General features: G+C 64.1%; 22 protein-coding genes. 5 read left to right on the top strand and 17 right to left on the bottom strand.

Annotation, left to right across the window (positions count from 1 at the left end; genetic code table 11):
* Nucleotides 1-196 precede the first annotated feature (196 nt).
* From GSQ83_RS20805 to GSQ83_RS20760, 10 genes are all read right to left on the bottom strand, one after another.
* Nucleotides 197-868 (bottom strand): dienelactone hydrolase family protein, encoded by a 672-nt coding sequence (locus GSQ83_RS20805; RefSeq protein WP_158804765.1) that lies wholly within the window; start codon nt 866-868, stop codon nt 197-199.
* A gap of 946 nt (nt 869-1,814) precedes the next feature.
* Complete coding sequence (locus GSQ83_RS20800; protein WP_158804882.1) at nt 1,815-2,309, bottom strand: RNA pyrophosphohydrolase; 495 nt, start codon at nt 2,307-2,309, stop codon at nt 1,815-1,817.
* Between the two features lie 10 nt (nt 2,310-2,319).
* Complete coding sequence (locus GSQ83_RS20795; RefSeq protein ID WP_158804764.1) at nt 2,320-3,708, bottom strand: S41 family peptidase; 1,389 nt, start codon at nt 3,706-3,708, stop codon at nt 2,320-2,322.
* Between the two features lie 103 nt (nt 3,709-3,811).
* The gene (locus GSQ83_RS20790; RefSeq protein WP_158804763.1) at nt 3,812-5,062 is read right to left on the bottom strand and encodes a murein hydrolase activator EnvC; all 1,251 of its coding nucleotides are present in this window, start codon (nt 5,060-5,062) and stop codon (nt 3,812-3,814) included.
* Nucleotides 5,040-6,590 (bottom strand): 2,3-bisphosphoglycerate-independent phosphoglycerate mutase, encoded by a 1,551-nt coding sequence (gene gpmI / locus GSQ83_RS20785; RefSeq protein ID WP_158804762.1) that lies wholly within the window; start codon nt 6,588-6,590, stop codon nt 5,040-5,042. The genes GSQ83_RS20790 and gpmI overlap by 23 nt, the downstream gene beginning before the upstream one ends.
* Before the next feature lie 37 nt (nt 6,591-6,627).
* The gene (locus tag GSQ83_RS20780; protein WP_158804761.1) at nt 6,628-7,083 is read right to left on the bottom strand and encodes a 23S rRNA (pseudouridine(1915)-N(3))-methyltransferase RlmH; all 456 of its coding nucleotides are present in this window, start codon (nt 7,081-7,083) and stop codon (nt 6,628-6,630) included.
* Nucleotides 7,084-7,116: 33 nt separating this feature from the next.
* A complete protein-coding gene (gene rsfS / locus GSQ83_RS20775) occupies nt 7,117-7,530 on the bottom strand; it encodes a ribosome silencing factor (RefSeq protein WP_158804760.1) in 414 nt (137 codons plus the stop codon).
* 98 nt (nt 7,531-7,628) lie between these two features.
* The gene (locus GSQ83_RS20770) at nt 7,629-8,204 is read right to left on the bottom strand and encodes a nicotinate-nucleotide adenylyltransferase (protein WP_158804759.1); all 576 of its coding nucleotides are present in this window, start codon (nt 8,202-8,204) and stop codon (nt 7,629-7,631) included.
* A 41-nt stretch (nt 8,205-8,245) separates the two neighbouring features.
* Nucleotides 8,246-9,508: a glutamate-5-semialdehyde dehydrogenase gene (locus GSQ83_RS20765; protein WP_158804758.1), complete on the bottom strand. Its 1,263-nt coding sequence runs from the start codon at nt 9,506-9,508 to the stop codon at nt 8,246-8,248.
* 92 nt (nt 9,509-9,600) lie between these two features.
* A complete protein-coding gene (locus tag GSQ83_RS20760) occupies nt 9,601-10,536 on the bottom strand; it encodes an AEC family transporter (RefSeq protein ID WP_158804757.1) in 936 nt (311 codons plus the stop codon).
* A 557-nt stretch (nt 10,537-11,093) separates the two neighbouring features.
* On the opposite strand from GSQ83_RS20760, the gene GSQ83_RS20755 reads away from it, so the two are divergent.
* The gene (locus GSQ83_RS20755) at nt 11,094-11,660 is read left to right on the top strand and encodes a septal ring lytic transglycosylase RlpA family protein (RefSeq protein WP_158804756.1); all 567 of its coding nucleotides are present in this window, start codon (nt 11,094-11,096) and stop codon (nt 11,658-11,660) included.
* A gap of 81 nt (nt 11,661-11,741) precedes the next feature.
* On the opposite strand, the gene GSQ83_RS20750 is transcribed toward GSQ83_RS20755, so the two are convergent.
* Nucleotides 11,742-12,041 (bottom strand): hypothetical protein, encoded by a 300-nt coding sequence (locus GSQ83_RS20750; protein ID WP_158804755.1) that lies wholly within the window; start codon nt 12,039-12,041, stop codon nt 11,742-11,744.
* Nucleotides 12,042-12,275: 234 nt separating this feature from the next.
* On the opposite strand from GSQ83_RS20750, the gene tkt reads away from it, so the two are divergent.
* The 4 genes from tkt (at nt 12,276) to GSQ83_RS20730 (ending at nt 17,051) form a co-directional block, all read left to right on the top strand.
* The gene (tkt, locus tag GSQ83_RS20745; RefSeq protein ID WP_158804754.1) at nt 12,276-14,330 is read left to right on the top strand and encodes a transketolase; all 2,055 of its coding nucleotides are present in this window, start codon (nt 12,276-12,278) and stop codon (nt 14,328-14,330) included.
* A gap of 93 nt (nt 14,331-14,423) precedes the next feature.
* Complete coding sequence (locus GSQ83_RS20740) at nt 14,424-15,290, top strand: metal ABC transporter solute-binding protein, Zn/Mn family (RefSeq protein WP_216850395.1); 867 nt, start codon at nt 14,424-14,426, stop codon at nt 15,288-15,290.
* Between the two features lie 337 nt (nt 15,291-15,627).
* A complete protein-coding gene (locus GSQ83_RS20735; RefSeq protein WP_158804752.1) occupies nt 15,628-16,254 on the top strand; it encodes a hypothetical protein in 627 nt (208 codons plus the stop codon).
* Nucleotides 16,255-16,412: 158 nt separating this feature from the next.
* On the top strand, nt 16,413-17,051 hold the full coding sequence (locus tag GSQ83_RS20730; protein ID WP_158804751.1) for a hypothetical protein: 639 nt from the start codon (nt 16,413-16,415) through the stop codon (nt 17,049-17,051).
* Between the two features lie 118 nt (nt 17,052-17,169).
* Here GSQ83_RS20730 and GSQ83_RS20725 read toward each other — a convergent pair whose 3' ends face one another.
* From GSQ83_RS20725 to rhaI, 6 genes are all read right to left on the bottom strand, one after another.
* Nucleotides 17,170-18,090: a hypothetical protein gene (locus tag GSQ83_RS20725; RefSeq protein WP_158804750.1), complete on the bottom strand. Its 921-nt coding sequence runs from the start codon at nt 18,088-18,090 to the stop codon at nt 17,170-17,172.
* A gap of 358 nt (nt 18,091-18,448) precedes the next feature.
* Nucleotides 18,449-19,069, bottom strand: a complete 621-nt coding sequence (locus GSQ83_RS20720; protein ID WP_158804749.1) for an LUD domain-containing protein — start codon at nt 19,067-19,069, stop codon at nt 18,449-18,451.
* The gene (locus GSQ83_RS20715) at nt 19,066-20,457 is read right to left on the bottom strand and encodes a lactate utilization protein B (protein ID WP_158804748.1); all 1,392 of its coding nucleotides are present in this window, start codon (nt 20,455-20,457) and stop codon (nt 19,066-19,068) included. Before GSQ83_RS20715 ends, GSQ83_RS20720 begins: the two co-directional genes overlap by 4 nt.
* Before the next feature lie 8 nt (nt 20,458-20,465).
* A complete protein-coding gene (locus GSQ83_RS20710) occupies nt 20,466-21,209 on the bottom strand; it encodes a (Fe-S)-binding protein (protein ID WP_158804747.1) in 744 nt (247 codons plus the stop codon).
* Nucleotides 21,210-21,219: 10 nt separating this feature from the next.
* Nucleotides 21,220-22,083, bottom strand: coding sequence for a fumarylacetoacetate hydrolase family protein (locus GSQ83_RS20705; RefSeq protein ID WP_158804746.1), 864 nt, complete (start codon nt 22,081-22,083; stop codon nt 21,220-21,222).
* A gap of 611 nt (nt 22,084-22,694) precedes the next feature.
* Nucleotides 22,695-24,005: an L-rhamnose catabolism isomerase gene (gene rhaI, locus GSQ83_RS20700; RefSeq protein WP_158804745.1), complete on the bottom strand. Its 1,311-nt coding sequence runs from the start codon at nt 24,003-24,005 to the stop codon at nt 22,695-22,697.
* Nucleotides 24,006-24,009: the final 4 nt, after the last annotated feature.

Raw genomic sequence — 24,009 nt, 5'->3', positions numbered from 1 at the left:
GATCCCGCCATCTGGGCCTTGGATCGCTTTACGCGAAGTCGAAGACGACGCGCGACCGTACAGCCTGCGGCCCTCGCCTGTCAAAACGGCGAGCTATCAGCGTGTAGTGTTGCAAGATGATGACGGTGCGCCGTCCGAGCGCCACCTAGACCGGACGGGCGGAGAACTTCCGCCGCGTCCGGAAAAGCCTCTGGCTTTAGTTGGCGGTCGAGCCGAGATGCTTGCGGAAGAAGGCGAGGCTGCGCGCCTGGGCCTGATCGTAGCTCGCCTGGTCAAAGCTTCCGCGCTCCTCGCAGCCGAAGCCGTGGCCCGCGTCATAAACGAAGACTTCCACGCCCGGCTGGGCCTGGCGGATTGCCTCGACATCGGTTAGCGGAATGTGGTCGTCCTTGGCGCCGAAATGCAATTGCACGGGGCAATGCGGCGTCTCGGTCTTGGCCGCCGCGATGCCGCCGCCGTACCAGCCTGAGGCCGCGTGGAATTTCGTGCTCCGGGTCGCTCCCAGCCAGGCAAGCGTGCCGCCCCAGCAATAGCCGATAATCCCCACGCGCGGCGTGCCGAGTGCTGTCGCCGCGGCCTCGAGATCCAGCAGCGTATCCGCATCCTTGATCTTGCCGCGCAGGGCGACGCCCTTCTGCATATCCTCGCCGGTATAGCCGAGCTCGACATCGCGCTCGGCGCGGTCGAAGACCGCCGGGCAGATCACCTTGAACCCGGCAGCGGCGAGCACATCGCTCGCATGGCGCATGTGGGGATTGACGCCAAAAATCTCCTGCACGACGACGAGGCCGACCGTCAGATGATTAGCACCGGCGGTGTAGGCCCCGAAGCTGTGGCCGTCAGAGGCGGTGAGTTTGGTCATGGACATGGCGAAGTCTCCGGTAGGTTCAGTTTTCGAGGCGGAACGGTGGGTCGTTTTTAATTCGGGGTCAACAAAGGCGAGCCCATAGTGAGGGGCTAACAGCCATTCTGGCGCACAACACCTATTGGGGGCTGTAACTAATTGCGCCCAAGCCCCATGGCGACGTGGTCAGCCATTCCGATGCCGCAAATACCATTTGGCGGGTTGAACAACTTTCTTACAAAACCGTAATCGCGTAGCCTTCACTGGACCGTTCATCTTAATTTAAGCGAACTGTGGAAATTTTGCGGTCTCAACAGGAGAAAAATCATGTCAGGCGCTCGCGACTACGGTCTTATTAACGGGGGTCAATCCGGTTTTAGTGCGACCAGTGACATCAACGACCAGTTTGAGCATGTCTATACAACTAGTCTTCGGCCAGAAGATTTTCGGATGGCGGCCTAAATAGGGTCGGCCCAACAACAAGCTGCCAGAAGCGGAATCCCGAGGTCTCCATCGCCGTCGCGCTCGCCTTCTTCTTACCTCGACAGCGACCGCTCACGCCAGGCTCTCGGTATGACTGAAGAAGAGTACCAGTCGGCGATACTGCAAACCGCCAACTTTTTGCACACTTGGGGTATGTCTTAACGAGACACGCGAACTTGGCGAACGGCTTCGCCTAAGTCACGCAATTTTCGAATTTCAATTCAAAGATGAGCTTGGGCAGTCGCCTGAGCTCATCTGACGCCAGACAACGAATTTCCGAATCCCCCGTAGGGCCGTAAGCTTTTTCAACTTTCGGTCAACGGGTGGTACCGCCTTCGATTTTGCCGACGCCTACGTCGCCCATTGCCTCGCTGTTTCCAACCGTACCCCTACCCCTACCCCGTCTCCCGTGGGGCCGCGATCGCCTTCATACCTTCCGCGGGCGGAAAACCAAAAACCTTAGCGCCTCACGGAATTCTCAAAAATCTCAAATAACCGCAAACTCAGCAAACGCTTTCACCAAAGTCACATAAATTTCGCGCTTGAAACCAACGGCGAGCTCGGGAAGTTGTGCGAGCTCGTCCCAGCGCCAGGCGTCGAATTCGGGATGCGGGTCGAGGTCCAGGCGGATGTCGCTGTCCTCGCCCGTGAAGCGCAGCGCGAACCAGCGCTGGCGCTGGCCGCGATACCGGCCGTGCAGCGCCTTGCCGATGAGCTCCGGCGGCAGGTCATAGGACAGCCACTCGGAATGCTCGCCGATGATCTCGGCGCGGTCGGTGCCGATTTCTTCCGCCAGTTCGCGCAATACCGCCGCGCGCGGATCCTCGTTCTCGTCGATCCCGCCCTGCGGCAATTGCCAGCCGCCCGCCGGGCCCTCGGCGTTGGGAAATTTCGCGCGCCGGGCAACGAACACCCGGCCGGCGCGGTTGAACAACACCGCGCCGACATTCGGGCGATAGGGCAGGGACTCCGCCGAGACCATCTCGTCCACCTCAGTTGGAGGCGCGGGTCTGTCCGGGCATCGCGTTCACCAGCTTGATCGCCTCCTGAAGCTGGAAATCCGTCGCGGGCTTGGTGGCGTCGAATTTCGGCCAGCCGGCGGGCGGCTTGCTCGCGATATCATGGGCCAGCGGCGGCAGATCCGTGCGCGGCGGCAAGGGCGGCAGCTGCTTGCTGTTGGGGTTCTCCATCGCATGCTGCAAATCGGCCTCCCGCAGCGGCTGAAGATCCGCATCCTCGTGGTCGGAGGAGGCGACCTGCACATCCGGCGTGATGCCGAGATCCTGGATCGAGCGGCCCGACGGCGTGTAGTAGCGCGCCGTCGTCAGGCGCATCGCACCGTTCCCCGGCAGCGGAATAACCGTCTGCACCGAGCCCTTGCCGAAGCTGCGCAGGCCCAGAACGATGGCGCGGCGATTATCCTGCAAGGCGCCCGACACGATCTCGCTCGCCGAGGCCGAACCCGGATTGATCAGCACCACCAGCGGCGCGCCGCCGACGATGTCGCCATCGGGCTTGGCGCTCCAGACCTGGCTATCCTCAGGATGACGCGCGCGGGTCGAGACGATCTCGCCCTGGTTGAGGAAGTCGTTTGCCACCGACACCGCCTGATCCAATAGCCCGCCCGGATTGTTGCGCAGGTCCAGGATATAGCCGTGGATCGGCGTCTTGGCTTGGGCCTTGAGCTTGCTGATGGCGTCCCGGATGCCCTGATCGGCATTCTCGCTGAAGACCGACAGGCGGATGTAACCGACATCGCCATAGAGCGACTGGTGGACGGAGGGCACATTGATGACTTCGCGCGTCAGCGTCACCACGACGGGCTTCGGCTTGTCCGCCTGCTTCAGCGTCAGTGAAATCTTCGTCCCCGGCGGGCCACGCATCATGTCGACGGCATCGTCCAGCGCCAGGCCCTGCACCGACTTGCCGTTGATCTCGATGATGTAGTCATTCGGCTTGACGTTGGCGCGGGCGGCGGGCGTGCCGTCGATCGGGCTGATGACCTTGATGACGCCGTTATCCTGCGTGACCTCAAGCCCGAGGCCGCCGAACTGGCCATCGGTCTGCGCCTGCATGTCCCGATACTGCTGGGCGTCCATGTAGGCGCTATGCGGGTCGAGGCCGGCAAGCATGCCGTTGATGGCGTTCTCGACCAGTGACTTGTCCTTCACCGGCTCGACGTAATCGGCCTTCACCCGCTCGAAGACGTCACCGAACAGGCTAAGCAGCTGGTAGGTGCCGCTGCCGCTTTCCTCGGCCGCCCGGGCATGGGTGATCCAGAGGTCGCCGCCATAGCGATGCAGAAGCACGTCCGACACTGGGGTCAGGGCGAGCCCTGCCGCGAAAGTGGCACCAAGCAGCAAGCCTGAGCGAAACTTCATCCGATCTTTCCTCGTGCCGCGCAGCCGGGGCGGTACCCGAACGTCAGAGACGTTGCCATTCTGAGCCATTGTGGGAAGGAATGCAGTCGCCGATCAAGGCCTGTCAGCCCCGACCCTGCAGCCATGGAGCAGGATTCACCGCAGTCCCATCCTTCCGTAACTCTAGATAGAGCTGCGGACGCTGATCGGGCTTGCCAGGGTCCCATCCCGCCATCACGCCCACGGGTTCCCCGGCCCCCACTTTCTGTCCCACCGCGATATCGAGCCGATCCAGCCCCGCCAGCACGAAATCATAGCCGCCGCCACAATCGACGATGAGCAGAAGCCCGTAACTGCGGAATGGACTCCCGAATACCACGCTACCGCCGCAGGGTGAAATCACACGTGCGCCCGGCGGCGTCGCGAAGGACAGGCCTGTGGCAGGACCCGCGAGGGTACGATCGCCCCACTTGCGCGTGAGCCTTCCGGCCACCGGCTGGCGAAGCTGCCCGGAGGGCGCGCCGAGGCCGGGGCCGGCCGGTGCCGCCAGTTCCGCCTCGCGCTGCTGGGCGGCGGCGGCATTTGTCTTCTTCCGGCGCTCGGCGAGTCGCGCGGCCCGTGCCGCCTTCGCCAGTGCCGCCTGATGTGCCGCGGCGATGCGGGCCAGCACCGCACGCAGGTCCTGGGCTTGCGCCGCGTCCTGCGCCGCCGCCTTGGCGGCGAGGTCGGCCGCATCGAGCGCCGCCTGCTGGCTCGCCTGGGCGCTCGCTATCTGAGCCTCCAGCACCGCACCCTGCCGGGCCTGCACTGCCTCCGCCTCGGCCAAAGCCGGTGCCGCCGCCTCCATCTGTGCGCTGATCTGGTCGAGCGCCTCGCGCTGCGCCTTCAGCTCGGCCGACTGCCGCTCGATCTCCTGCGACAGCCCTTGCAGCACGAGAAGCCCTCGCAGCGTATCCCGGGGCGGGGCGGGCACCGCGAGCAGCGTCTCAGATGGGAAAAGCGCCAGTCGTTCGATGAGCGGCAGCAGCGGCGCGAAGGCCGCGGCGCGAGCAACCAGGCCCGCCGTCACCGCCTTCTTCTTGGCGGCGAGTGCCGCGAGTTGCTCGGCGGCGGCGGCGGTGGCGTTCTCCGCGTCGCGCAGCTTGGCGGCGGTTTCGACGCGCTGCTGGGTGAGGGCGGCCTGCATGGTCGCGGTGGCGGCGGCGCTTGCCCGGGCGGCGGCGGCCTGGCTCTCATGCAACTGACGCTGATGCTCCAGCGCCTCCAGCGCGGCCTGCGGATCGGATGGAGGCGCGGCCTGCGCCGCTGTCGTTACGGCGATCAGGCAGAGCGCGAGCGCGACACGCCGGAGGTCAGGACGGCGGGGCAGGACCATCGCGCCGCAGCAGGCTTCGCCCGGTCATTTCCGCCGGCTGCGGCAGGTCCATCAGCGCCAGCAGCGTCGGCGCGATATCGCCGAGCCGCCCATTGGCAAGCGTCGCCCCAGCCGGGCCGCCGACCAGGATCGCGGGCACCGGGTTGAGCGTATGCGCCGTGTGCGGCTCGCGCGTGATGGGGTCGCGCATGAGCTCGCAATTGCCGTGATCGGCGGTCACGAACAGCGCGCCGTCAGCCCGCCGCACCGCATCGACGATGGCGCCGAGCCCCGTATCGACGGTCTCGACCGCCGTGATGGCGGCGGAGAGGATGCCGGTATGACCGACCATATCGGGATTGGCGAAGTTCAGGATGATGAGGTCGAACGCGCCGCTGTCGATCTGCGCCACGGCCTTGGCGGTGAGTTCCGGCGCCGACATTTCCGGCTGCAGGTCATAGGTCGCGACCTTGGGCGAGGGGACCATGATCCGCTCCTCGCCGGGATTGGGCGTCTCGACGCCGCCGTTCAGGAAATAGGTGACGTGCGGATATTTCTCCGTCTCCGCCATGCGAAGCTGGCGCCGCCCGGCGGCGGCTACGACCTGGCCCAGCAAATTGGTCATCGGCTGCGGCGGAAACAGCGTCGTCATGAAGACGTCGAGGGCGGTGCTGTACTGGGTAATCCCGGCAGCCGCCGAGAAAAGCGGCCGCCCAGTGCGCTCGAAGCCGGTGAAGCCGGGGTCGAGCAGCGCGTTCATGAGCTGGCGGGTGCGGTCAGCGCGGAAGTTGAAGCAGAGAAGCGCGTCGCCGTCTCGCACTCCGGCGTAGTCGCCGACGACCGCGGGCGCGATGAACTCGTCGCCCTGGTCCGCGGCATAGGCGGCGGCGATGGCGGCATCGGCGGAGGGGAGTCGTGGCGCATCGGCGCTGACGATGGCGTTATAGGCGCGGGTGACGCGTTCCCAGCGGTTGTCGCGATCCATCGCGTAGTACCGGCCGCTGACCGTGGCGATATGGGCGCCAAGGGGCAGCGCCGCCTCGAACTGCGCCATGAATCCTTCACCCGAGCGCGGCGGCGTGTCGCGGCCATCGGTGAAGGCGTGGATAAGAACGGTGAGGCCGGCTGCGGTCAGGATCCTCGCCAGCGCTACCGCATGATCCTGATGCGAATGCACCCCGCCCGGCGAAATCAGACCCATGAGATGGACCCGCCCGGTTGCCGCCTTAGCGGCGCCGACAAGAGCGAGGAGCGGCGGCAGGGTGGCGAGCGAACCGTTACGCGCCGCGCGGGTGATGCGCGGCAGATCCTGCATCACGACCCGGCCGGCGCCGATATTGAGATGGCCGACCTCGGAATTGCCGAACTGCCCCTCGGGCAGGCCGACATCCTCGCCGCCGGTGGTCAGGAAGGCGTGCGGTCCATTGCCCCAGAGGCGGTCGAAGGTCGGCGTATGGGCGAGCCTAACGGCATTGTCCTTGTTCTCCTCGCGCCAGCCCCAGCCATCGAGGATCACCAGCATCACCGGCCGCCGCGCCTGCTCCGTCATCTGTCGCGACTCCCGTTCCCTGCGCGCCTCGCTGCTATCACGGCCGCGCCTCGCGATGGTAGGGGTGGCCGCTCAGGATGCTCTGCGCGCGGTAAAGCTGCTCGGCGAGCATCGCCCGCGCGAGGTAATGCGGCCAGGTCAGTCGGCCAAGCGAAAGCCTCGCCTCCGCTCGATCCAGAACAGACGGATCCAGCCCCTCGGTGCCGCCGATCAGGAAGCAGATCGGCCGTGCCAGGCCACGCCATTGGTCGAGAAGCTTGGCGAGAGCGGCGCTGTCAGGCGCCACGCCATCCTGGTCGAGCGCGACGGCGAAGGCATTCGCGGGCAAAGCGGCAAGCATCGCGGTGGCTTCGCGGCGGCGAATTTCGATCGGAGCCCCGCGGCCCTCGGCAAGTTCCGTCAGGTCGAGCGCGGGACGCATCCGCTCGGCGTAGCGCGCGAAAAGTTCCGCCTCCGGCGCCTTTCGCAGCCGCCCGACAGCGATCACACGCACCGGCTTACCCGATGAGGGAGCCGCGCCTGAACCTCAGCCCACCTCGTCCAGATCCGGGCCCCACATCTTCTCCAGCGCGTAAAGCCCACGCGAATCCGGCTTGAACAGGTGGACCACGATGTCGCCGGCATCGATCAGCACCCAGTCCGACCCGCCTTCGCCCTCGATCCGCACGCGGCCGAAGCCGCCCTCGCGGAGCTTGACCTGGAGATGCGTCGCCATCGCCGAGATCTGGCGATCGGCGAGGCCCGTCGCGATGATCATGCGATCCGCGAAACTCGCCTTGCCCGCGAGGTCGAGAGTGAGGATGTCCTCCGCCTTGTCGTCCTCGAGGCTAGTGACGATGACGGATTGCAGCCGGTCGAGGTCGGGCGTCTTCGCGACGGCCTGACGGCTCTTCGCGCGCGGTCCCGCGATCACCGCCTTTTTGCGCAGCGTTCGGGGCACCGCTGGCGTCGTCGGCACCGGCGACGGCGCGACGGAGGTAGTGCGTGTGGCGGGCGCGCGTCGGCGGGGCGCGGCGGGTTCGGCTGGCGGCTTGCGGGCTATGACGTGTCTCCGTTCTTGGCGGCGCGCAGCGCAGAAGCCGATAGCGGATTCTGCGCCGCAGGCAAGAAAATCCAGGCGGGGGCCGGTGTCAGCCCCAGCATCGGCGCCTGTCGCGCTGGCAGCCGAGCCGACCGCAGACGATGCGCGGCGCTGCTGGCAAGGGCGCGTGAATTATGAGCGGGTCGCGGCAAAACCCCGATCGCGACACTCCCCGCGATCTCGGACCAGCGCTGCCACCGGGCGAAGCCGCCGAGATTATCGGCGCCCATCAGCCAGACGAAATGCGCGCAAGGAAACAGCCGCCGCAGCCGGGCCAGCGTGTCATGCGTGAACCGAGTGCCGATTGTCGCCTCGATGCCGGTCGCCAGAATGCGGCGGCCATCGGCAATCTCTGTTGCCGACTCCAGGCGCTCGGCGAAGGGCGCCATCCCAGCGGCGGGTTTGAGCGGATTGCCGGGCGAGACCATCAGCCAGACCTGGTCCAGCCCAAACCGCCGCAGCGCCGTTTGCGCGACGTGGCGATGCCCCGCATGTGCGGGATTGAAAGAGCCGCCGAGCAAGCCGATCCGCATGCGCCGCCGGTCCCCGCGACGCGGCAGGGGATCGGATTGGGTCAGGGCCGCACCTGGCCGGTGCCTCTGACCTGATAGCGGAAGGTAGTGAGCTGCTCGACGCCGACGGGGCCGCGCGCATGGATGCGGCCGGTCGCGATGCCGATCTCCGCCCCGAAGCCGAACTCGCCGCCGTCGCAGAACTGGGTGGAGGCATTCCATAGCGTGACCGCGCTGTCCACGGAGTTCAGAAACCGCTCGGCCGTCGCCGCGTCTTCCGTCACGATGGCATCGGTATGCGCGCTGCCATGGGTCCGGATATGCTCGATCGCCTCGTCCACGCCCTGCACGACGCGGATGGCGAGTATCGCCTCGAGCCATTCGGTGTGGAAATCGGCCTCGGTGGCCGCCGGCAAGTCGCCGACAATGGCGCGGGCGGCGGCATCGGCCCGGAAGTCGCAGCCGAAGGCGCGTAGGTCGTCCACCAGCAGCGGCAGAAGGTGCGACGCAATGGCGGCGTCGATCAGCAGCGTCTCGGTGGCGCCGCAGACGGTGACGCGGCGCATCTTGGCATTGGCGAGGATCGTCCGCGCCATGGCGAAATCGGCGGCGGCATGGATATAGGTGTGGTTCAGCCCCTCGGCATGGGCCAGCACCGGCACTCGCGCCTCGGCCTGCACACGCGTCACCAGGCTTTTGCCGCCGCGCGGAATGATGAGGTCTATGAGGCCGGAGGCTCCGAGCATGGCGGCGACGAAGCTGCGGTCGGTGCCTGGCGCCGTCTGCACGCTGGCCTCGGGCAGCCCGGCGGCGCGCAACCCCTCGGCCACTGCCGCGTGGATCGCGCCAGCGCTCTCGAAGCTATCCGAGCCGCCGCGCAGGATGACGGCATTGCCCGACTTCAGGCAGATCGCGGCAGCGTCGGCGCCGACATTGGGGCGACTCTCGTAAATCATGCCGATGACGCCGATCGGTGTCGCCACCCGGCGGAAGTTCAGCCCGTTCGGCTGGGTCCAGTCGCCGAGCACGCGGCCGAGCGGATCCGGCAGCGCGGCCACCTCCTCCATGCCACGCGCCATCGCCTCGACCCGCTCCGGAGTGAGGGCAAGGCGATCCCGCATCGCGTCGGAGCCGGTGAAGCGCGCGACATCCCGAGCATTCGCGGCAAGGATGGGGCCGGCCCGCTCACGCAAAGCGGTCGCGGCGGCGGTTAGAGCGAGGTTGCGTTGCGCGCCGCTCGACCGGGCGAGCACGGCGGTCGCCTCACGCGCGGCGAGGGCTGCGGTGCGCAGCACGGCCGCCGCAGGATGGACATCGATATTCATGGCGCGATCCGGGGAACCGTTTCCCTTTGTTGTTGTCATTCTCTGCCCGCGCGCTTCGTCCAAGGCAACCACTCTCCGCTCAGGTCCGCCCCTCAATGAGCGCTCAGCCGCAGACCGAGCCAGGTGACGGTGACGACGGCGAGCAGCGTGGAGAGCAGGATGACGCGCGAGGCGACGGCGGCCTCGCGCTCATATAGCTCGGCCAAAATGAAGGGACCGGTGCCGGTCGGCAGCGCGGCCAGCAGCACCGCCGCTTCGGGCAAGGGCGCTGGCATCGGGAAGACCCAGAAGGCGAGCACCGCCGTCAGCGCCGGCTGCGCCACCAGCTTTAGCATGAGCGTGCGCGCGAGCAGGGGCACGCCGCCGCCACCTTTGCTCTCACTGAGGAAGAGCCCGATCGTCACGAGGGCGCAGGGAGCCGAGGCATCGCCCAGCATCGCGAGAAAAGTGTGGACTCCGGGCGAAAGGGACCATCCGGTGCGCTGGTAGGCAAGGCCGAGGATCGCCGACGCCACGATTGGGTTGCGGATCAGGGTGAGGGAGACGCCGCCGATCGTCGCCAGCAGGCTACGGCGGCGCTGCAGCCCGGCCTCGACAAGGACAATGGCGAGCGCGAACAGCGCGCAAACCGTCAGCACGGCCGCGACGATGGCGGGCGGTACGGCGCGCGGTCCTAGGACGAGCAGGCTCAGGGGTATCCCCATGAAGCCGGTATTCGGATAGCCGGCCGAGAGCGCCACCAGTGCCGCATCCGCGAGCGGCATGCCGCGATGCAGGTCGCGCCAGAGCGAGATCAGGAAGATGCAAAGCATGCCGCCGCCGAAGGCGAGGATGAAATGCCCATTGGCGATCTGCGCCCAGCGCGAGGTGGCGAGCGACATAAAGAGCGTCGCCGGCAATGCCAGCCAGACCACGAAACGATTGAGGATGGCTGTCGCCCCGACTCCGAGGAGGCCGCCCTTGCCACAGAGATACCCAGCCAGGATCAACGTGAAGATGGGCAGGACGGCGTCGAGGATGGCGGTCATGAGAAGGCGGAACAGGGAGGAAGCATGCCGATCAAGGGAAGGCCCGGTGTCGCTAAGTCAAGGGAGGTTAGTGGCGATGATGGGAAGCCGAAACCACGTATCGTGTGCGCGCCAGAACGATTTAGGCGGTAATTTAGACAGTCACGCGTGCCCGTGATTGATGGTTGAGCGTGGCAACGCATTGAGTTCCAATGAATAGCTTGGCGACACTTCGCCGCAATTGCCCAATCAAGGCAAAATTGTGACCAGTCACGACTTAATTCCAATAAGATCAGGATGCGTTAAGAAGACCGAATCCCGGCAACAAAGAGACCACGCGCACAGCAACTAATGCTTGCATCTATCTGCCGGATGCGGTTTACCAAAAATGTGGTGAGCGAAACACACATTCTGTTCACTTTCCGAACCCTATTGTCTTCAGGATGGTAGACGGGGGCCCGCCCCCATCGTGTCAAGTTGCGTAACGATTGTATCTGCCTGTGCCGGGGAAGTTTCGGCGCTCCATCGGGCAGACGTGGCGAAACCCCTGTTTCGCCCGGCAAAAGGAGTATCCCGGCATGCGGCCCTGGCTCGTCCTCCCCATCATCCCGCTTCTCGCGCTCGTGCTCGGTCACAGCGCTGACGCTGCGGGGATAAGAGGCAGCCACCACCACTGGGCGCGCCAGGCTAACAACCATCACCACTCCAGCAGCTACCTGGCGCGGATGACTGACTCGGATGGTTGGAACCCGATCGAGGCCGGAATCTCGGCCCCCGTTCAGCTTGCCAGTTTCGAGACTTCGGCGCCGGACCAGTCGGACGACTCGGACCGCGTCGCCGACTCATCCTATGTGCGTCCGATCCAGACCGGCGTCGCTTCTTACTATGGCTCCTGGCATCAAGGTCGCCGCACAGCCAGCGGGGATATCTTCGACGATCGCAAGATGACCGCCGCCCACCCCTTCCTGCCCTTCGGAACCCGCGTCCGGGTCGAGGTCGCGGGAACCGACCGGTCGATCGTCGTGACCATCACCGACCGTCTCTTCAACCGTCACCGCATCATCGACCTGTCGGAAGGCGCCGCCTCCCGCCTCGGCATCATCCGCGCCGGAACGGCGATGGTGATGCTGATGCCCGCGAGCTGATCGCGCTTCGAGCCCCGCCGTGCGGCTAAGCGGCGCCCGGCTCCTGCCGGGCGCCGCTTAGCCGCGTCGAAGTCTTGGCCGTTACGGCGTGGCCGCCATTTGTCTGAGCACCGCGTGTATATCGGCATGCGGTGCGCCTGGCGGGGTGGTGAGGTAAGTGCCGATCCTGGGCGAGACGGTTGGTGCAGCCGCTCGCACGGCCGTAAAGAATGCGCCCAAATTCACATTTGGTAAGGGCAACCGGCCGCTTCCAGGAATTTCGAACCGCTGCGTCCCATTTGGCACATCGTATTCAATCACGCCCGACGGCGGATCGAAGTTCGGACGGGAAATACCACCGGACATCCACAAATACTCCAATTTAGACTTATTATTCAGCATCGAAGCATATGCCTCGATACCCGAGACACTTGCTCATCCGATATGACCAAACTCTAAACACAGCGTTGCGGATTTATTTGCATTGTCATGACCCGCTGCGCCCGCTGCGTCACCCCATGCGACGGTGATCGCGATACCGTTCGCACGCTATCGCGCGCTACCCCCGGTTTCGGTGGAGCAGGAGTCGTGGCATAGCTGTTAGCAGAATGACCTCGCGCAGAAGGAAGCGGCCCTATGGCTGACCCGACCTCGACGACTTCGACGCCCGCGATCAAGACCGTCCCCAAGCCGCGCGACCAGAACCTGCGCGATCTGGCCGACTGTATCCGCTTCCTCTCCATGGATGCCGTGCAGAAGGCGAAAAGCGGCCATCCCGGCGCGCCGATGGGCATGGCCGATATCGCCACCGTCCTGTTCAAGGACTTCATGAAGTTCGACGCCGCCGACCCACATTGGATCGACCGCGACCGCTTCATCCTGTCGAACGGCCACGGCTCGATGCTGCTCTACAGCCTGATGTACCTCCTTGGGTACAAGGACATCACGATCGACCAGATCGAGCGCTTCCGCCAGGTCGGCAGCAAGACCGCGGGCCATCCCGAATACCGCCATGCCGAGGGCATCGAAACCACCACCGGCCCACTCGGCCAGGGCATCGCCACCTCGGTCGGTATGACGCTCGCCGAGCGCATCATGAATGCCAAGTTCGGTGACGATCTGGTGAATCATTTCACCTACGTCTTCATGGGCGACGGCTGCCTGATGGAAGGGATCAGCCAGGAAGCCATTTCGCTCGCCGGCCATCTCAAGCTCGGCCACCTCATCGCGTTCTGGGACAACAACTCGATCACCATCGATGGCGCGACGACGCTCTCGGAATCCGACAACGAGCCCCAGCGTTTCCGCGCCTCCGGCTGGCATGTCCAGGAGATCGACGGCCACGACACCGATGCGATCCGCGAGGCCATCACCATCGCCCGCTCGGTCACCGACCAGCCCTCGATGATCGCCTGCAAGACGATCATCGGCTTCGGCTTCCCTACCAAAGCCGGCACCCAGAAGGCGCATAGCGACGCGCCGGGCGAGGAGGAGATCGCCGGTGCCCGCAAGATCCTCGGCTGGGATTCGCCGCCCTTCGTCATCCCCGAGAAGCTGCTCAGCCAGTGGCGCGAAATCGGCTCCAAAGGTGCCGCGGCGCGCGAGGCCTGGGCAAAGCGGGTCAAGGCAGCGCCCGATGGGTTGCGCCAAGACTTCGAGCGCCGCAACGAGGGTAAGCTGCCCGCCGACTGGAAGCAGGCTATCGCCGCCGCCCGCAAGGAATTTATCGACAGCGGCAAGGATATGGCGACCCGTTCGGCGAGCGGTGCGGTGCTCAACCACCTCTTCGCGGCCATCCCGGAACTGCTCGGCGGCTCGGCCGATCTCACGCCTTCCAACAACACCAAGGCGGTCGGCCAGGTCGAGATCAAGCCCGGCGAGTATAACGGCTCCTACGTCCATTACGGCGTGCGGGAGCACGGCATGGCGGCGGCGATGAACGGCATCGCGCTACATGGCGGCCTGATCCCCTATGGCGGCACATTCATGTGCTTCTCGGATTATTGCCGCCCGGCCATCCGTCTGGCGTCGATGATGCAGATCCGCACGACCTTCGTGATGACGCATGACTCGATTGGTCTCGGCGAGGACGGCCCGACGCATCAGCCGGTCGAACATCTCGCCGCGCTGCGGGCCATTCCGCATCTCGCGGTCTATCGTCCCGGCGACCCGGTCGAGACGGCGGAATGCTGGGAGCTGATCCTTGACCAGCCGCGCCGCGCGGCGCTGATAGCCCTGTCGCGCCAGCCGATGCCGCTGCTGCGCAAGGAACCCGGCACCGAGAACAAATCCGCCCGGGGCGCCTATATCCTGCTGGAAGCCGAGGGCGGGCCGCGCAAGCTCACCATCATGTCCACGGGCTCCGAGCTGCACCTCGCTGTCGAGGCGCGGGCGATCCTTCAGAAGGAAGGCATCCCGACTGCCGTGGTCTCGATGCCCTGCCGCCTGCTCTTCGAGGAGCAGGACGCCGCCTACAAGAAGTCGGTGATGGGCCAGACCCATGCCCGCGTTGCCGTGGAAGCGGCGGTGGAGCTGGGCTGGGATCGCTATATCGGCTTCCAGGGCCGCTTCGTCGGCATGCATGGCTTCGGCGAGTCCGGCAAGATCGCCGAGGTCTATGCGAAGTTCGATATCACGACCGATGCGGTGGTGCGCGCCGCGCGGGAGACCCTGGCCGAAGTCAACGGCTAAGACCCGGCGCGCTGACGTCGCGGTCGCCTCGCCATCCCCGGCCCGGGATGGCGAGGCGCCGCTGCGGCTTGCGTCGAGACACGGGCTGACGTGATGCGATTGCTTGCCTGGCTTATGCTTGCGTTGTGCGTGATGGCCCCGGTCGCGCATGCGGACGACTTCAGCATTATCGCCGCCGAGGCCGCCTATGGCGACATCGCGCTGCAGATCGCTGGCCCTCAGGCCGACCTGACGCAAATCATGCGCGACCCCAATGCTAATCCGCATCGCTTCATCGCCGATCCGGCGCTGGCGAAGCAGGTCGCTTCCGCTGATCTCGTGATCCAGAACGGACTTGGCTATGATCCGTGGATGACCACGCTGCTGGCTGGTTCCGGCGATGCCGATCGCCGTGTCATCACGGTCGCCTCGCTGCTGCATCGCAAACCCGGCGACAATCCGCATCTCTGGTATGATCCCGCTGCCGTCGCGCTGCTGGCCCAGGCGATCGCAGACGAACTGAAAACCCATGATCCGGACGACGACAAAGCCCTCCGCAACCGGCTGCGCCTGTTTTTGGCCTCGCTGAAACCGCTGCAGGCCAAGGTGAGTGCGATGCGCTCGAAATGGACGGGCACACCAGTCGCGGCGACCGAGCCGGTCTTCGGCCCGATGGCCGATGCGCTTGGCCTGTCGATGCACGGCGCCTCATTCCAGGCCGCCGTTATGGCCGGCACGCCGCCCAACGCCGCTGATGCCGCAACTCTGGAGACGGAACTGCGCCAGCATCAGGTGCGCGCGCTGATCTACAATCCGCAAGTCACAGATGCCGCGTCCCAGCATCTGCTGGACGTGGCCAGGACGGCGGGCATTCCTGTGGTGACGGTGCGAGAGACCCGCCCGCGCGGCAAGACCTATCAGGATTGGATGATGGGAACCTTGTCCGCTCTCGACCACGCTTTGAGCAGCGGCGCTTCCTAGGCAGTCCGCGTCCGTCGGCGGGTGGCGAAGGCGATTCCTCTCGGTCAAGCTAGATTGCGGGGTCGTAAAGGTTTGAGGCGGTATGGCAATGAGCCGTTCCGATCGACTTACGCGGCAAGGATCTTCGACACCATCGGTTAATTAGAACGGCGTTAGGTGGCTCACAGAAGTTGTTACGGGTGGTGCCATGAAGGTCGATACGAGTCTTGCACTGCAGAGGTTTCAGCCAGCCGACGAGCGCGGGTCGCCATTTGCCAATCACGTCAAGCAGCCAAGCCCGGTGCCCATCGCAGTCGGAGAGAAGTCGCCCCCAGGGCCGGCGTCGAATGACAAAATCTTGCGCGCGCTGCTGGACGTGCTTGAGCAGCCTGGTGTGCCCGCGGATCAGGCGCTTAGAAATCTTCAGGCCTCGCTGCTCAAACCTAATGGTGGGCTAAACCAGGTCTGCACGCTCGAGAGACCTGGCGAGCCGGATCGCCTGGCCACTGGATTGCCGCGTTCGCAGATGAGAGAACTGGAGTCCCGCTACTTCGATTTGAACAAAAGCAGTGGCAAAGGCTTCAATGCCGCTTTCGAGCAGGCACTTCTCGCCAAGATCCGATCCTTTTCGAACGGAGGGGTGATCGCTGCGAGATATGAAACGCTTCGAGACGAAACCTTTGCGGCGGCGCGCGCGGCTTTTCCAAACGATCCCAAGCGGGCTGCCGCCGCGGCTTCGGCGGCGATGGTGAACGGTCTGTTCTTCATGCTGAATCCCAGGCTAGAACTGCCGCCAGGCATTTGCACCGTGAACGACTGCAACGCGATCATCCAGCGATCCGCAGACAAACATGGCAGGGTCAACGAACGCGTGGTCGGCCTTGTTCCGAAAGCAACGGGCGGCGCGGGGCCTGGTCCGATTCCCTTGAAGTCCGACATCTCAAAGGATGCCGAGAACGCACTCTATGTTCATAACGGCTGGTAGCGCGCGAGCCGCTCGTCGAAGTGCGTGACCGCGCCGAACAAGCGTAGGGCGGAACGTGTTTCCCGTTTTCGCGTCTCCGTGACTGCCGGCATCCGCTATTTATCAATATCCGCTGCAACTCGACGACTCAAACTCCTAACTTCCCAGAAAGACGCAGCATGAGCGGTCTCTATTCCGTTGGCATTAATCAAGCGTCTATCCATCCGGCGCTGCCTAGCGATCACGCCGGTGTGTTTCAGCCATCGCAAAATACACCGCTGATCAGCCGAGAGGTACTGATCAAGAGGCTCGATCTTGGGCCGCTGAACTCGAGGCAGCGTTATGCGACGACTCTCGCGACCATTATTTATACCTACGGCGCCAACGAAGGTGTCGCGGCCGCCGTTCGCCACCAAGGGTCGAGCCAGTCGGATGTTGCCTATTCTGCCAAGCCCAATGTGGAAGAGCTCAAGAAGGAATGGCTAGCGAAAAAAGGAACAGTCGTCAGCTTCAACGACGAGATACGCGCGGCGCTGATTTCAAGCTTGAGGCCTGGCTACGACGCGGCCGCCGACCGCATCGAAGACGAGGTCAAAACCGCTGCCGCTAAAGCGAAGAAAACTTTCCCTCACGATCCAGGGTGGGCGTACGATTTGTTCACGAAGACGATGCGAAACGAGATCTTCCTGATGGCCAATAACACACGATTGCCGCCTAACGTCTCTGATATCAACCAGTGCAGGCTCACCGTCAAATGGGAGGGAGGCGACCCCACGGTCGGACTGATCGCAAAGACATCACACAAATTTGGGACTTAAAAGATGCCTGGGTATAGTCCCGGGAGGCGCAGCCCCGTAACTCAATGGCAGGGGCCTACCAAAATCAGCCTATGCCGGGTTCCAACCGATCAACTCAGCAGGCATGAATGGCGCGAACTCAGCACCGCCCTCCTCTTCTCCGATTGTATTCGCGCCTGATCAATTCATTAGCTCCGTTGACCTGAGCAGCACTGATGATTTTATTAACGGGACGCCAAGTCCGAAAGACCCGGCCCGAAGGGTCTCTGAAACCAGTCGGCCCGACTAGGACACGCTGACCTCTGAGGAAGTTCTCGGTAACGAGGGTGGGTATTCCCGCCAGATTATGTTGGAGGTTCACCCATGGCACCCTGTGGGTGTAGGTGGTGAAGGGCCAGTTCCAGGGCCAGTAGTCCTCCTCAGCTCCGCGGACGGCGTGTGCCTCCATCATTTCCTCACTGGGCCAGTCGAACACGCCACCAGAGATGCAGAGACGATGCTCACGGCCCGTTACATCACCAATTCCGGCAAGATGCAGCGGGCCGAACGTCGCGTAGTTGTAAAGTATCTGCTGAGCCTGCTGCGCTGACTGTGCCGCTTCGTGAAGCTGGGAGCTCGTGACGTTCGCCGTGTAACTTTGCGCGCCAGCGGCGACGCCCTGCCAGGTCGGGCGCCAGGACTGCCACAGGGCGTGGCGCAGAAACTCCTCCGAGGCACCAGGGTAAGCCTGCCGGTAGTCGACGGCGCTGGTCTGGATGGCTGCATTCAGGTTCTGGAACTGCGACAGCATGGTCGCAACGCTCGGCGCTTCATCCGTAAGCGCCGACGCGGTGTAGGCGCTCAGCACACGCTCATCGAAAGCCTGCCGGGCCGCGAAGGGACCGAGGCTATTATTCTGCAAGGCGTGCAGGAAATAGACGTCGGCGACTTTGTCACGGGGCAGACCGAGAATCTGCGGTCCGCTCAGGGCACCGAAGATACGAATAGCCTCGGCCTGCTCTGCGGCCGAGCTTTGGCCGAGATCAGCCGTGCTCCTTTCGGAAAGCGGGCTGGGCTCCATGATCCGCGGCGCGAGCGGGGGATATTTCTGGTGGCCAGACGGCGCGCGTCGGACAATCCGGGGTAGCCGAGAGAGTATACCGTTGTTTACGAGGGCTTGTTCGAGTGCTGGATCGATCTGCCGGGCACCGACTCCGGGTGTAAATGGAGATGGTGGCAAGTAATAGTTTGGAGCGTTGTTCGAGTGTGTGGAATTTGTACCCTGAAAGTTCCCAACACCATTGGTTCCACCCACGAATCGCTCCAGCGCTAGACGATGACGATCATCGAGCGCCCAAAACTACCGAGGATTTGTTAACGAGACGTAAGTCGGGCGCGGAATTTGCGTGGCGAGTTACCTTCCGGCAACACAATCCCCGTCATCCGGCCGAGCGAGCGGCGGCGTCCTCGATTGTCCTCGGGCAGAAAATCACCGTGAGGCTGCGCACGCCCTGGGCGCCGCGAATAAGCACGCCCTCGATATCGGCAGTGGCGGAAGGCCCTGTCATCAGCGAGGCATAGCGGACCTCGCCGAAATCCCGCCGCTGATAGGCATCCGCGATCCCCGCGACGAGCGCCACGGGATCGAGCAGAACCACTAAATGCTGCGAGAGATAACCAACAGTATTCACCTGCAGCTCGCTTTCGCTGAGGAAAACAGAACCAGTCTCGGCCACGCCAAAACGCGCGCGCACCACAGCGACATCGACATTCTCAAGATCGCGCGGCCGGTTCACGGCATCGACGCGCGGAAACTCCGGCAATTCCCCGCTGGCATCCCGGATAAGGCGCTCACCTGGGAACTGCGCCGCGATGAATGCACCAAGCGCCGTCCCGGCCGGCAGGTCGAAAGACCGCCCACCCATCAGCGCGAGTCCCTGCTCGAAACCAGCACGCAGATCACTTGAGGCCGGAGCGAAAGCCGGGAGGTTGGGCAAAGGGTGATCACCCGGCGGTCGCGCCGCACGGCAGGCGGCCAGGATATCGTCTCGCGCGCTCATCCAGCTTTCTTCCGCCGCGCGTGCCACGAAGCGAAACTCTCGGACGGCGGTGTCGGCAATTCCCGATCGCGGCCCCAGCCATTGAGCCGCGTGTAGAGCAGCCCGCGCGGAAGGATGCGCACAGCCGTACGCGCCAAGGCGGTGGAGAGGCGATACAGCGCGGGCGACCCCAGAACCACGCCGGCCAGCCGCATCACGAGACGCTTCTTGCCGGGCAGCAATCCACCCGCCGCGATGATCCGCCGCCACGCATAAAGCTGCTCGTGGATATTGATCCTCACCGGGCAAACCTGCGTGCAACTGCCATTCAGCGTCGAGGCAAAGGGCAGGGCGGCATAGCGCGCGGGATCATAGGCCGGGTTGATGATCGCCCCGATCGGCCCGGAATAAACCGCGCCATAACTCAACCCGCCCGAGCGGCGGTATACCGGGCAAGTATTCATGCAGGCGCCGCAGCGAATGCATTTGAGCGACGTCCAGAACTCGGCCTGCCCCAGCCGCTTCGAGCGGCCGTTATCCACCAGCACGATATGCATCCGCCCGCCGTCCCGCGCTCCGCGGAAATGCGAGGTATATTGCGTGATCGGCGAACCCAAGGCACTGCGCGACAGCAGCCGCACGAAAACGCCCAGATCCGCCTGACGCGGAATCAGCTTCTCGATCCCGACCGAAACGATATGCAGCGGCGGCAGATTGGCACTGAGATCCGCATTGCCCTCATTGGTGCAAACCACCATCGCGCCGGTTTCCGCGACCAGGAAGTTCGCCCCCGTCAGCCCGGCATCGGCATCCAGCATCAGTGGCCGCGTCGTCACGCGACAATGTTCGGCGAGATAATGCGCATCGGTATTCTCCGGATCTCCGCCGATCCGCCGCGCGAAGACGCGCGCCACATCCGTCCGCAGCTTATGCACGGCGGGCACCACGATATGGCTCGGCGGTTCGTCATCGAGTTGCTGGATGCGTTCGCCGAGATCGGTCTCCGTGATGGTGATGCCATGCTGCGCCAGGAAGGGCGACATTTCGCATTCCTCGGTCAGCATCGACTTCGACTTGACGAGCGTCTTGGCGTTATTCTCGCGCAGTATACGGAGCACGATTGCATTATGTTCGGCGCCGTCCCGCGCCCAATGCACTTGCACGCCATTTGCGATCGCCTGCGCCTCGAACTGTTCGAGGTATTCCGCCAGCCGGCTCAGTGTGTGTTCCTTGATGGCGGAAGCGAGATCGCGCAGCGTCTCCCATTCGGGGACGCCATGCATCTGCCCGTCGCGCTTCTGCCGCAGCTCCCAAAGCCGCGTGTCATGGAAAGCCAGATGCGGCGCATCGGCGATAAACCGCGCGGCGGCGGCGGCGTGATCCACCGGCTCGTGAGTTTCCGGGCTCATCGCATCGCTCAGGCTGAGGCGCCGTTGAGGATCTGCGCGATATGAATGAAGCGCAGCGGCATTCCAGCACGACGCGCACAGCCCTGCTGGTGCATCAGGCAGGACGTATCCGCTGAGACGATGTAGTCGGCCCCGGCGGCGGCATGGTCTCGCACTTTGTCCAGCCCCATGCGGCCCGACACCGCATCCTCGTTCACCGAGAAGGTTCCGCCAAAGCCGCAGCATTCATCCGCCCGCAATGGCTCGACGAAACGAATGCCACGCACACCGGCAAGCAGATCGAGCGGTTTGGAGAAGGGCTTCTCCTCGATCTCCGACGTGTTCGCATGATGTAGCGAGCGCAGTGCCGTACAGCTATTATGCAGTCCCACGCGATGCGGAAACTCGGCCCAGGGAAATTCCCGTACGCACAGCACGTCATGTAGGAACTCAACGAGCTCGTACGTATTCGCGCGCAACTGGCGCACGCCCTCGTCCTGCGGGATCGCATCGAGATGCTTGCGGATATGATTGACGCAGCTCGCCGAGGGCATGACAACCGCGTCGAATCCCGCAAAGAGCCGCGCGAAATTCGCCTCCGTCCCGCGCGAGGCACCGTTAAAGCCGCTATTGGCCATCGGTTGCCCGCAACAGGTCTGACCTGCCGGGTAGGTCACATCGACGCCCAGCCGTTCCAGCAGCTCCAATGTCGCTATTCCAACTTCGGGGAAGAAGGAATCGATGAAGCAGGGAACGGCGAGGCCGACCTTCATGCTCAGGTCTTCAGGCGATATCCGCTGGCGTCCAGGCCCGAACCACCTGGCGCTGCTCGCCCAGCTTCGAGACGCCGAGAGTCATCACATCGCCGGGCTTGAGATAGACCGGCTCGGGCTTCACACCCATGCCGACGCCGGGCGGGGTGCCCGTCGTGATGAGGTCGCCGGGCAGCAGCGTGATGAAGCGGCTCACATAGCTGACCAGATGGGCCGCGCCGAAAATCATCGTCCGCGTATTGCCCGTTTGCCGGCGCTTGCCGTTGAGGTCGAGCCACATATCGAGCGCCTGTACATCGCCCACCTCATCGGGGGTGACGAGCCAGGGGCCGGTGGGCCCGAAGGTATCGGCGCCCTTGCCCTTGTCCCAGGTGCCGCCACGCTCGATCTGCCACTCGCGCTCCGAGACGTCATTGACGACGCAGAAGCCCGCGACGTGCTTCAGGGCCTCGGCCTCCGGCACATGCTGGCACTTGCTGCCGATGATGATGCCGAGTTCGACTTCCCAATCCGATTTCACGGAATCCTTGGGGATGATGACCTCGTCATTCGGGCCGGTGAGGGAGGTGATCGCCTTCGTGAAGACGATCGGCTCCTTGGGGATCGGCGCGTTGGATTCCGCGGCGTGGTCGGCGAAGTTGAGACCGATCGCGATGAACTTGCCGATGCCCGAAACCGGCACGCCAATGCGTGGCGAACCATGCACCAGCGGCAGGCTTTTGGGGTCGATCGCCCGCAGCCGGTCGAGCGAGGCAGGCGAAAGCTGCACCGGCCCGATATCGGACACGTGGAGGGAGAGATCACGGATCTGACCCTCGGCATCCAGCAGGCCGGGCATCTCCGCCCCGATCGGGCCGTATCGCAGCAGTTTCATGGTCTGGCGTTCCCTGGTGACATGCCCCGGGGCCCCGTCGGGCACCCGTTCTCTGGGGAATATCGGCGCCTCGCGGCTGAAGGGCAAGGTCGGGAAACGGCGCTTCAACGCGGCGCTACCGACCCCAGCGGATACGCATATTGTGCCAGAGAGCCCAAACCCTATCGTGAAACCGGACGTGAGAAGTCTTCCGCCAATTGATAGATGAGGTTGGCTGCTCCGTCGGAAGGACATTGTACATGCTCCCGATGCTCTCGTAGATAAAAGTGCTCGGCCGATCGATGAAGGGGTAGCCGTTGTTGATTGGACTGCAGGGCAAAGAATGCGGAGAGGCGGGGCTTTGAGAGAAATTGATCCTTGGCGGTGGGGGAGGCGGCAAACCCACAAAAGCCGGATTAGGAACAATATAGGTCTTAAAGAGGTCGAGTTCCTTTTCTCCATATGGGTTGAAATAGGGGGAGGGAATATTAATCAGCAAATAGCGGTCGGCAGCGTTATCCACTCTGTACCCGGCCAACCGCGCCCACTCCCATGACAATGGTCAAATTAGCTTCTCATTCCTAACAAAAGCTTGCCGAATGCTACTTGGCTTTTATAGCTCGTAGCTCTCCCTACACGATCCCCCCCGACCCCCCGCTCTTCGCCGGCCGGATCCGCGTCACCGCCGCGCGATACCCGCTCGCGCGGTAAGCGGCCACCGGGTCGATGGCGCTGCCCTTGCGGGACCGCGCCATCGCCAGGATCGGCTGTACGTCGGTCGTGAAAGCGCGCTTGAGCGTCTGGCTCGCCATCATCGGGTCGTTGGCGTCCTGGAAGCCGTCCAGCGCGCCGCGATCCACCAGCAGCGCCTGAGCGAAGGCGCGCTGCACCTCGACCGCGCTGGTCATCAGGCTCTCGATCGGATCGGTCACGTTATGCGACTGGTCGAGCATATAGGAGGGCGCGAAACCGGCATCGGCGCGCGCCGCCTCAACCAACTCGTTGAAGACCAGGAACAGCCGGTAAGGCTCAATCGCCCCCGCATCCAGATCGTCATCACCATATTTCGAATCGTTGAAGTGGAAGCCGGCAAGCTTCCCCGCATGGATAAGCCGGGAAACGATCATCTCAATATTCACATTCGGCGCATGATGCCCGAGATCGACCAAGCACAGCGCCCGCTCGCCTATCGCCTGGGCCGCCAGCAACGAAGAACCCCAATCTTGGATCACGGTCGCGTAGAAAGCCGGCTCGAACATCTTATGTTCCAGGAACAGCTTCCAGTCGCCGGGGATGCCCGCATAGATCGCCTTGGCGCTCTCGATATAACGCTCGAAGGCGCGGCCGAAATGCTGCTGGCCGGGGAAGTTGGCGCCATCGCCAATCCATACCGTGAGCGACTTGGAGCCAAGCACCTCACCCAATTCGGCGCAGCGGATGTTATGCGCCACGGCCTGCGCCCGCACCGCCGGATCCGTGTGGCTAAGACTGCCGTATTTATACGACAGCGGATGCAGCGTATTCCCGGGATGATCCTGGAAAGTATTGGAATTGACGGCATCAAAGCCGAGACCGAGCGAGGACGCCGCCTCCCGCACCGCCGCCATATCCGTGGTTTCGTCCCAGGGGAAATGCGGCGACACGGTGGGGGTGGCACCCGTCATGCGGTTCACGACAGCGCAATCCTCCAGCTTGTCGAAGATGCCGCGCGGCTCGCCGCCCATCGGAAAGCGCGCGAAACGTGTGCCGCCGGAACCCACGCCCCAGCTCGGCACCGCGACGGCGAAAGCCGAGACGGTATCGGTGATGCGCTCGATATCGATGCCGCGGCGCTGCAGCGCGCGGCCGAGCGCGTCGTATTCGTCGTCAAGCGCTGCCGTCAGCGGCGCATTCTGCTGGGCCAAAAAATCCTGGTCGAGTGCGGGGGTTGTGACCTGATCCATGATG

Origin of the sequence: Acidisoma sp. L85 (assembly GCF_009765865.1) — a bacterium.
GTDB lineage: Bacteria > Pseudomonadota > Alphaproteobacteria > Acetobacterales > Acetobacteraceae > Acidisoma.
The sequence above is the reverse complement of the archived record's forward strand: the minus strand, read 5'-3'. Positions and strand labels throughout refer to the sequence as shown.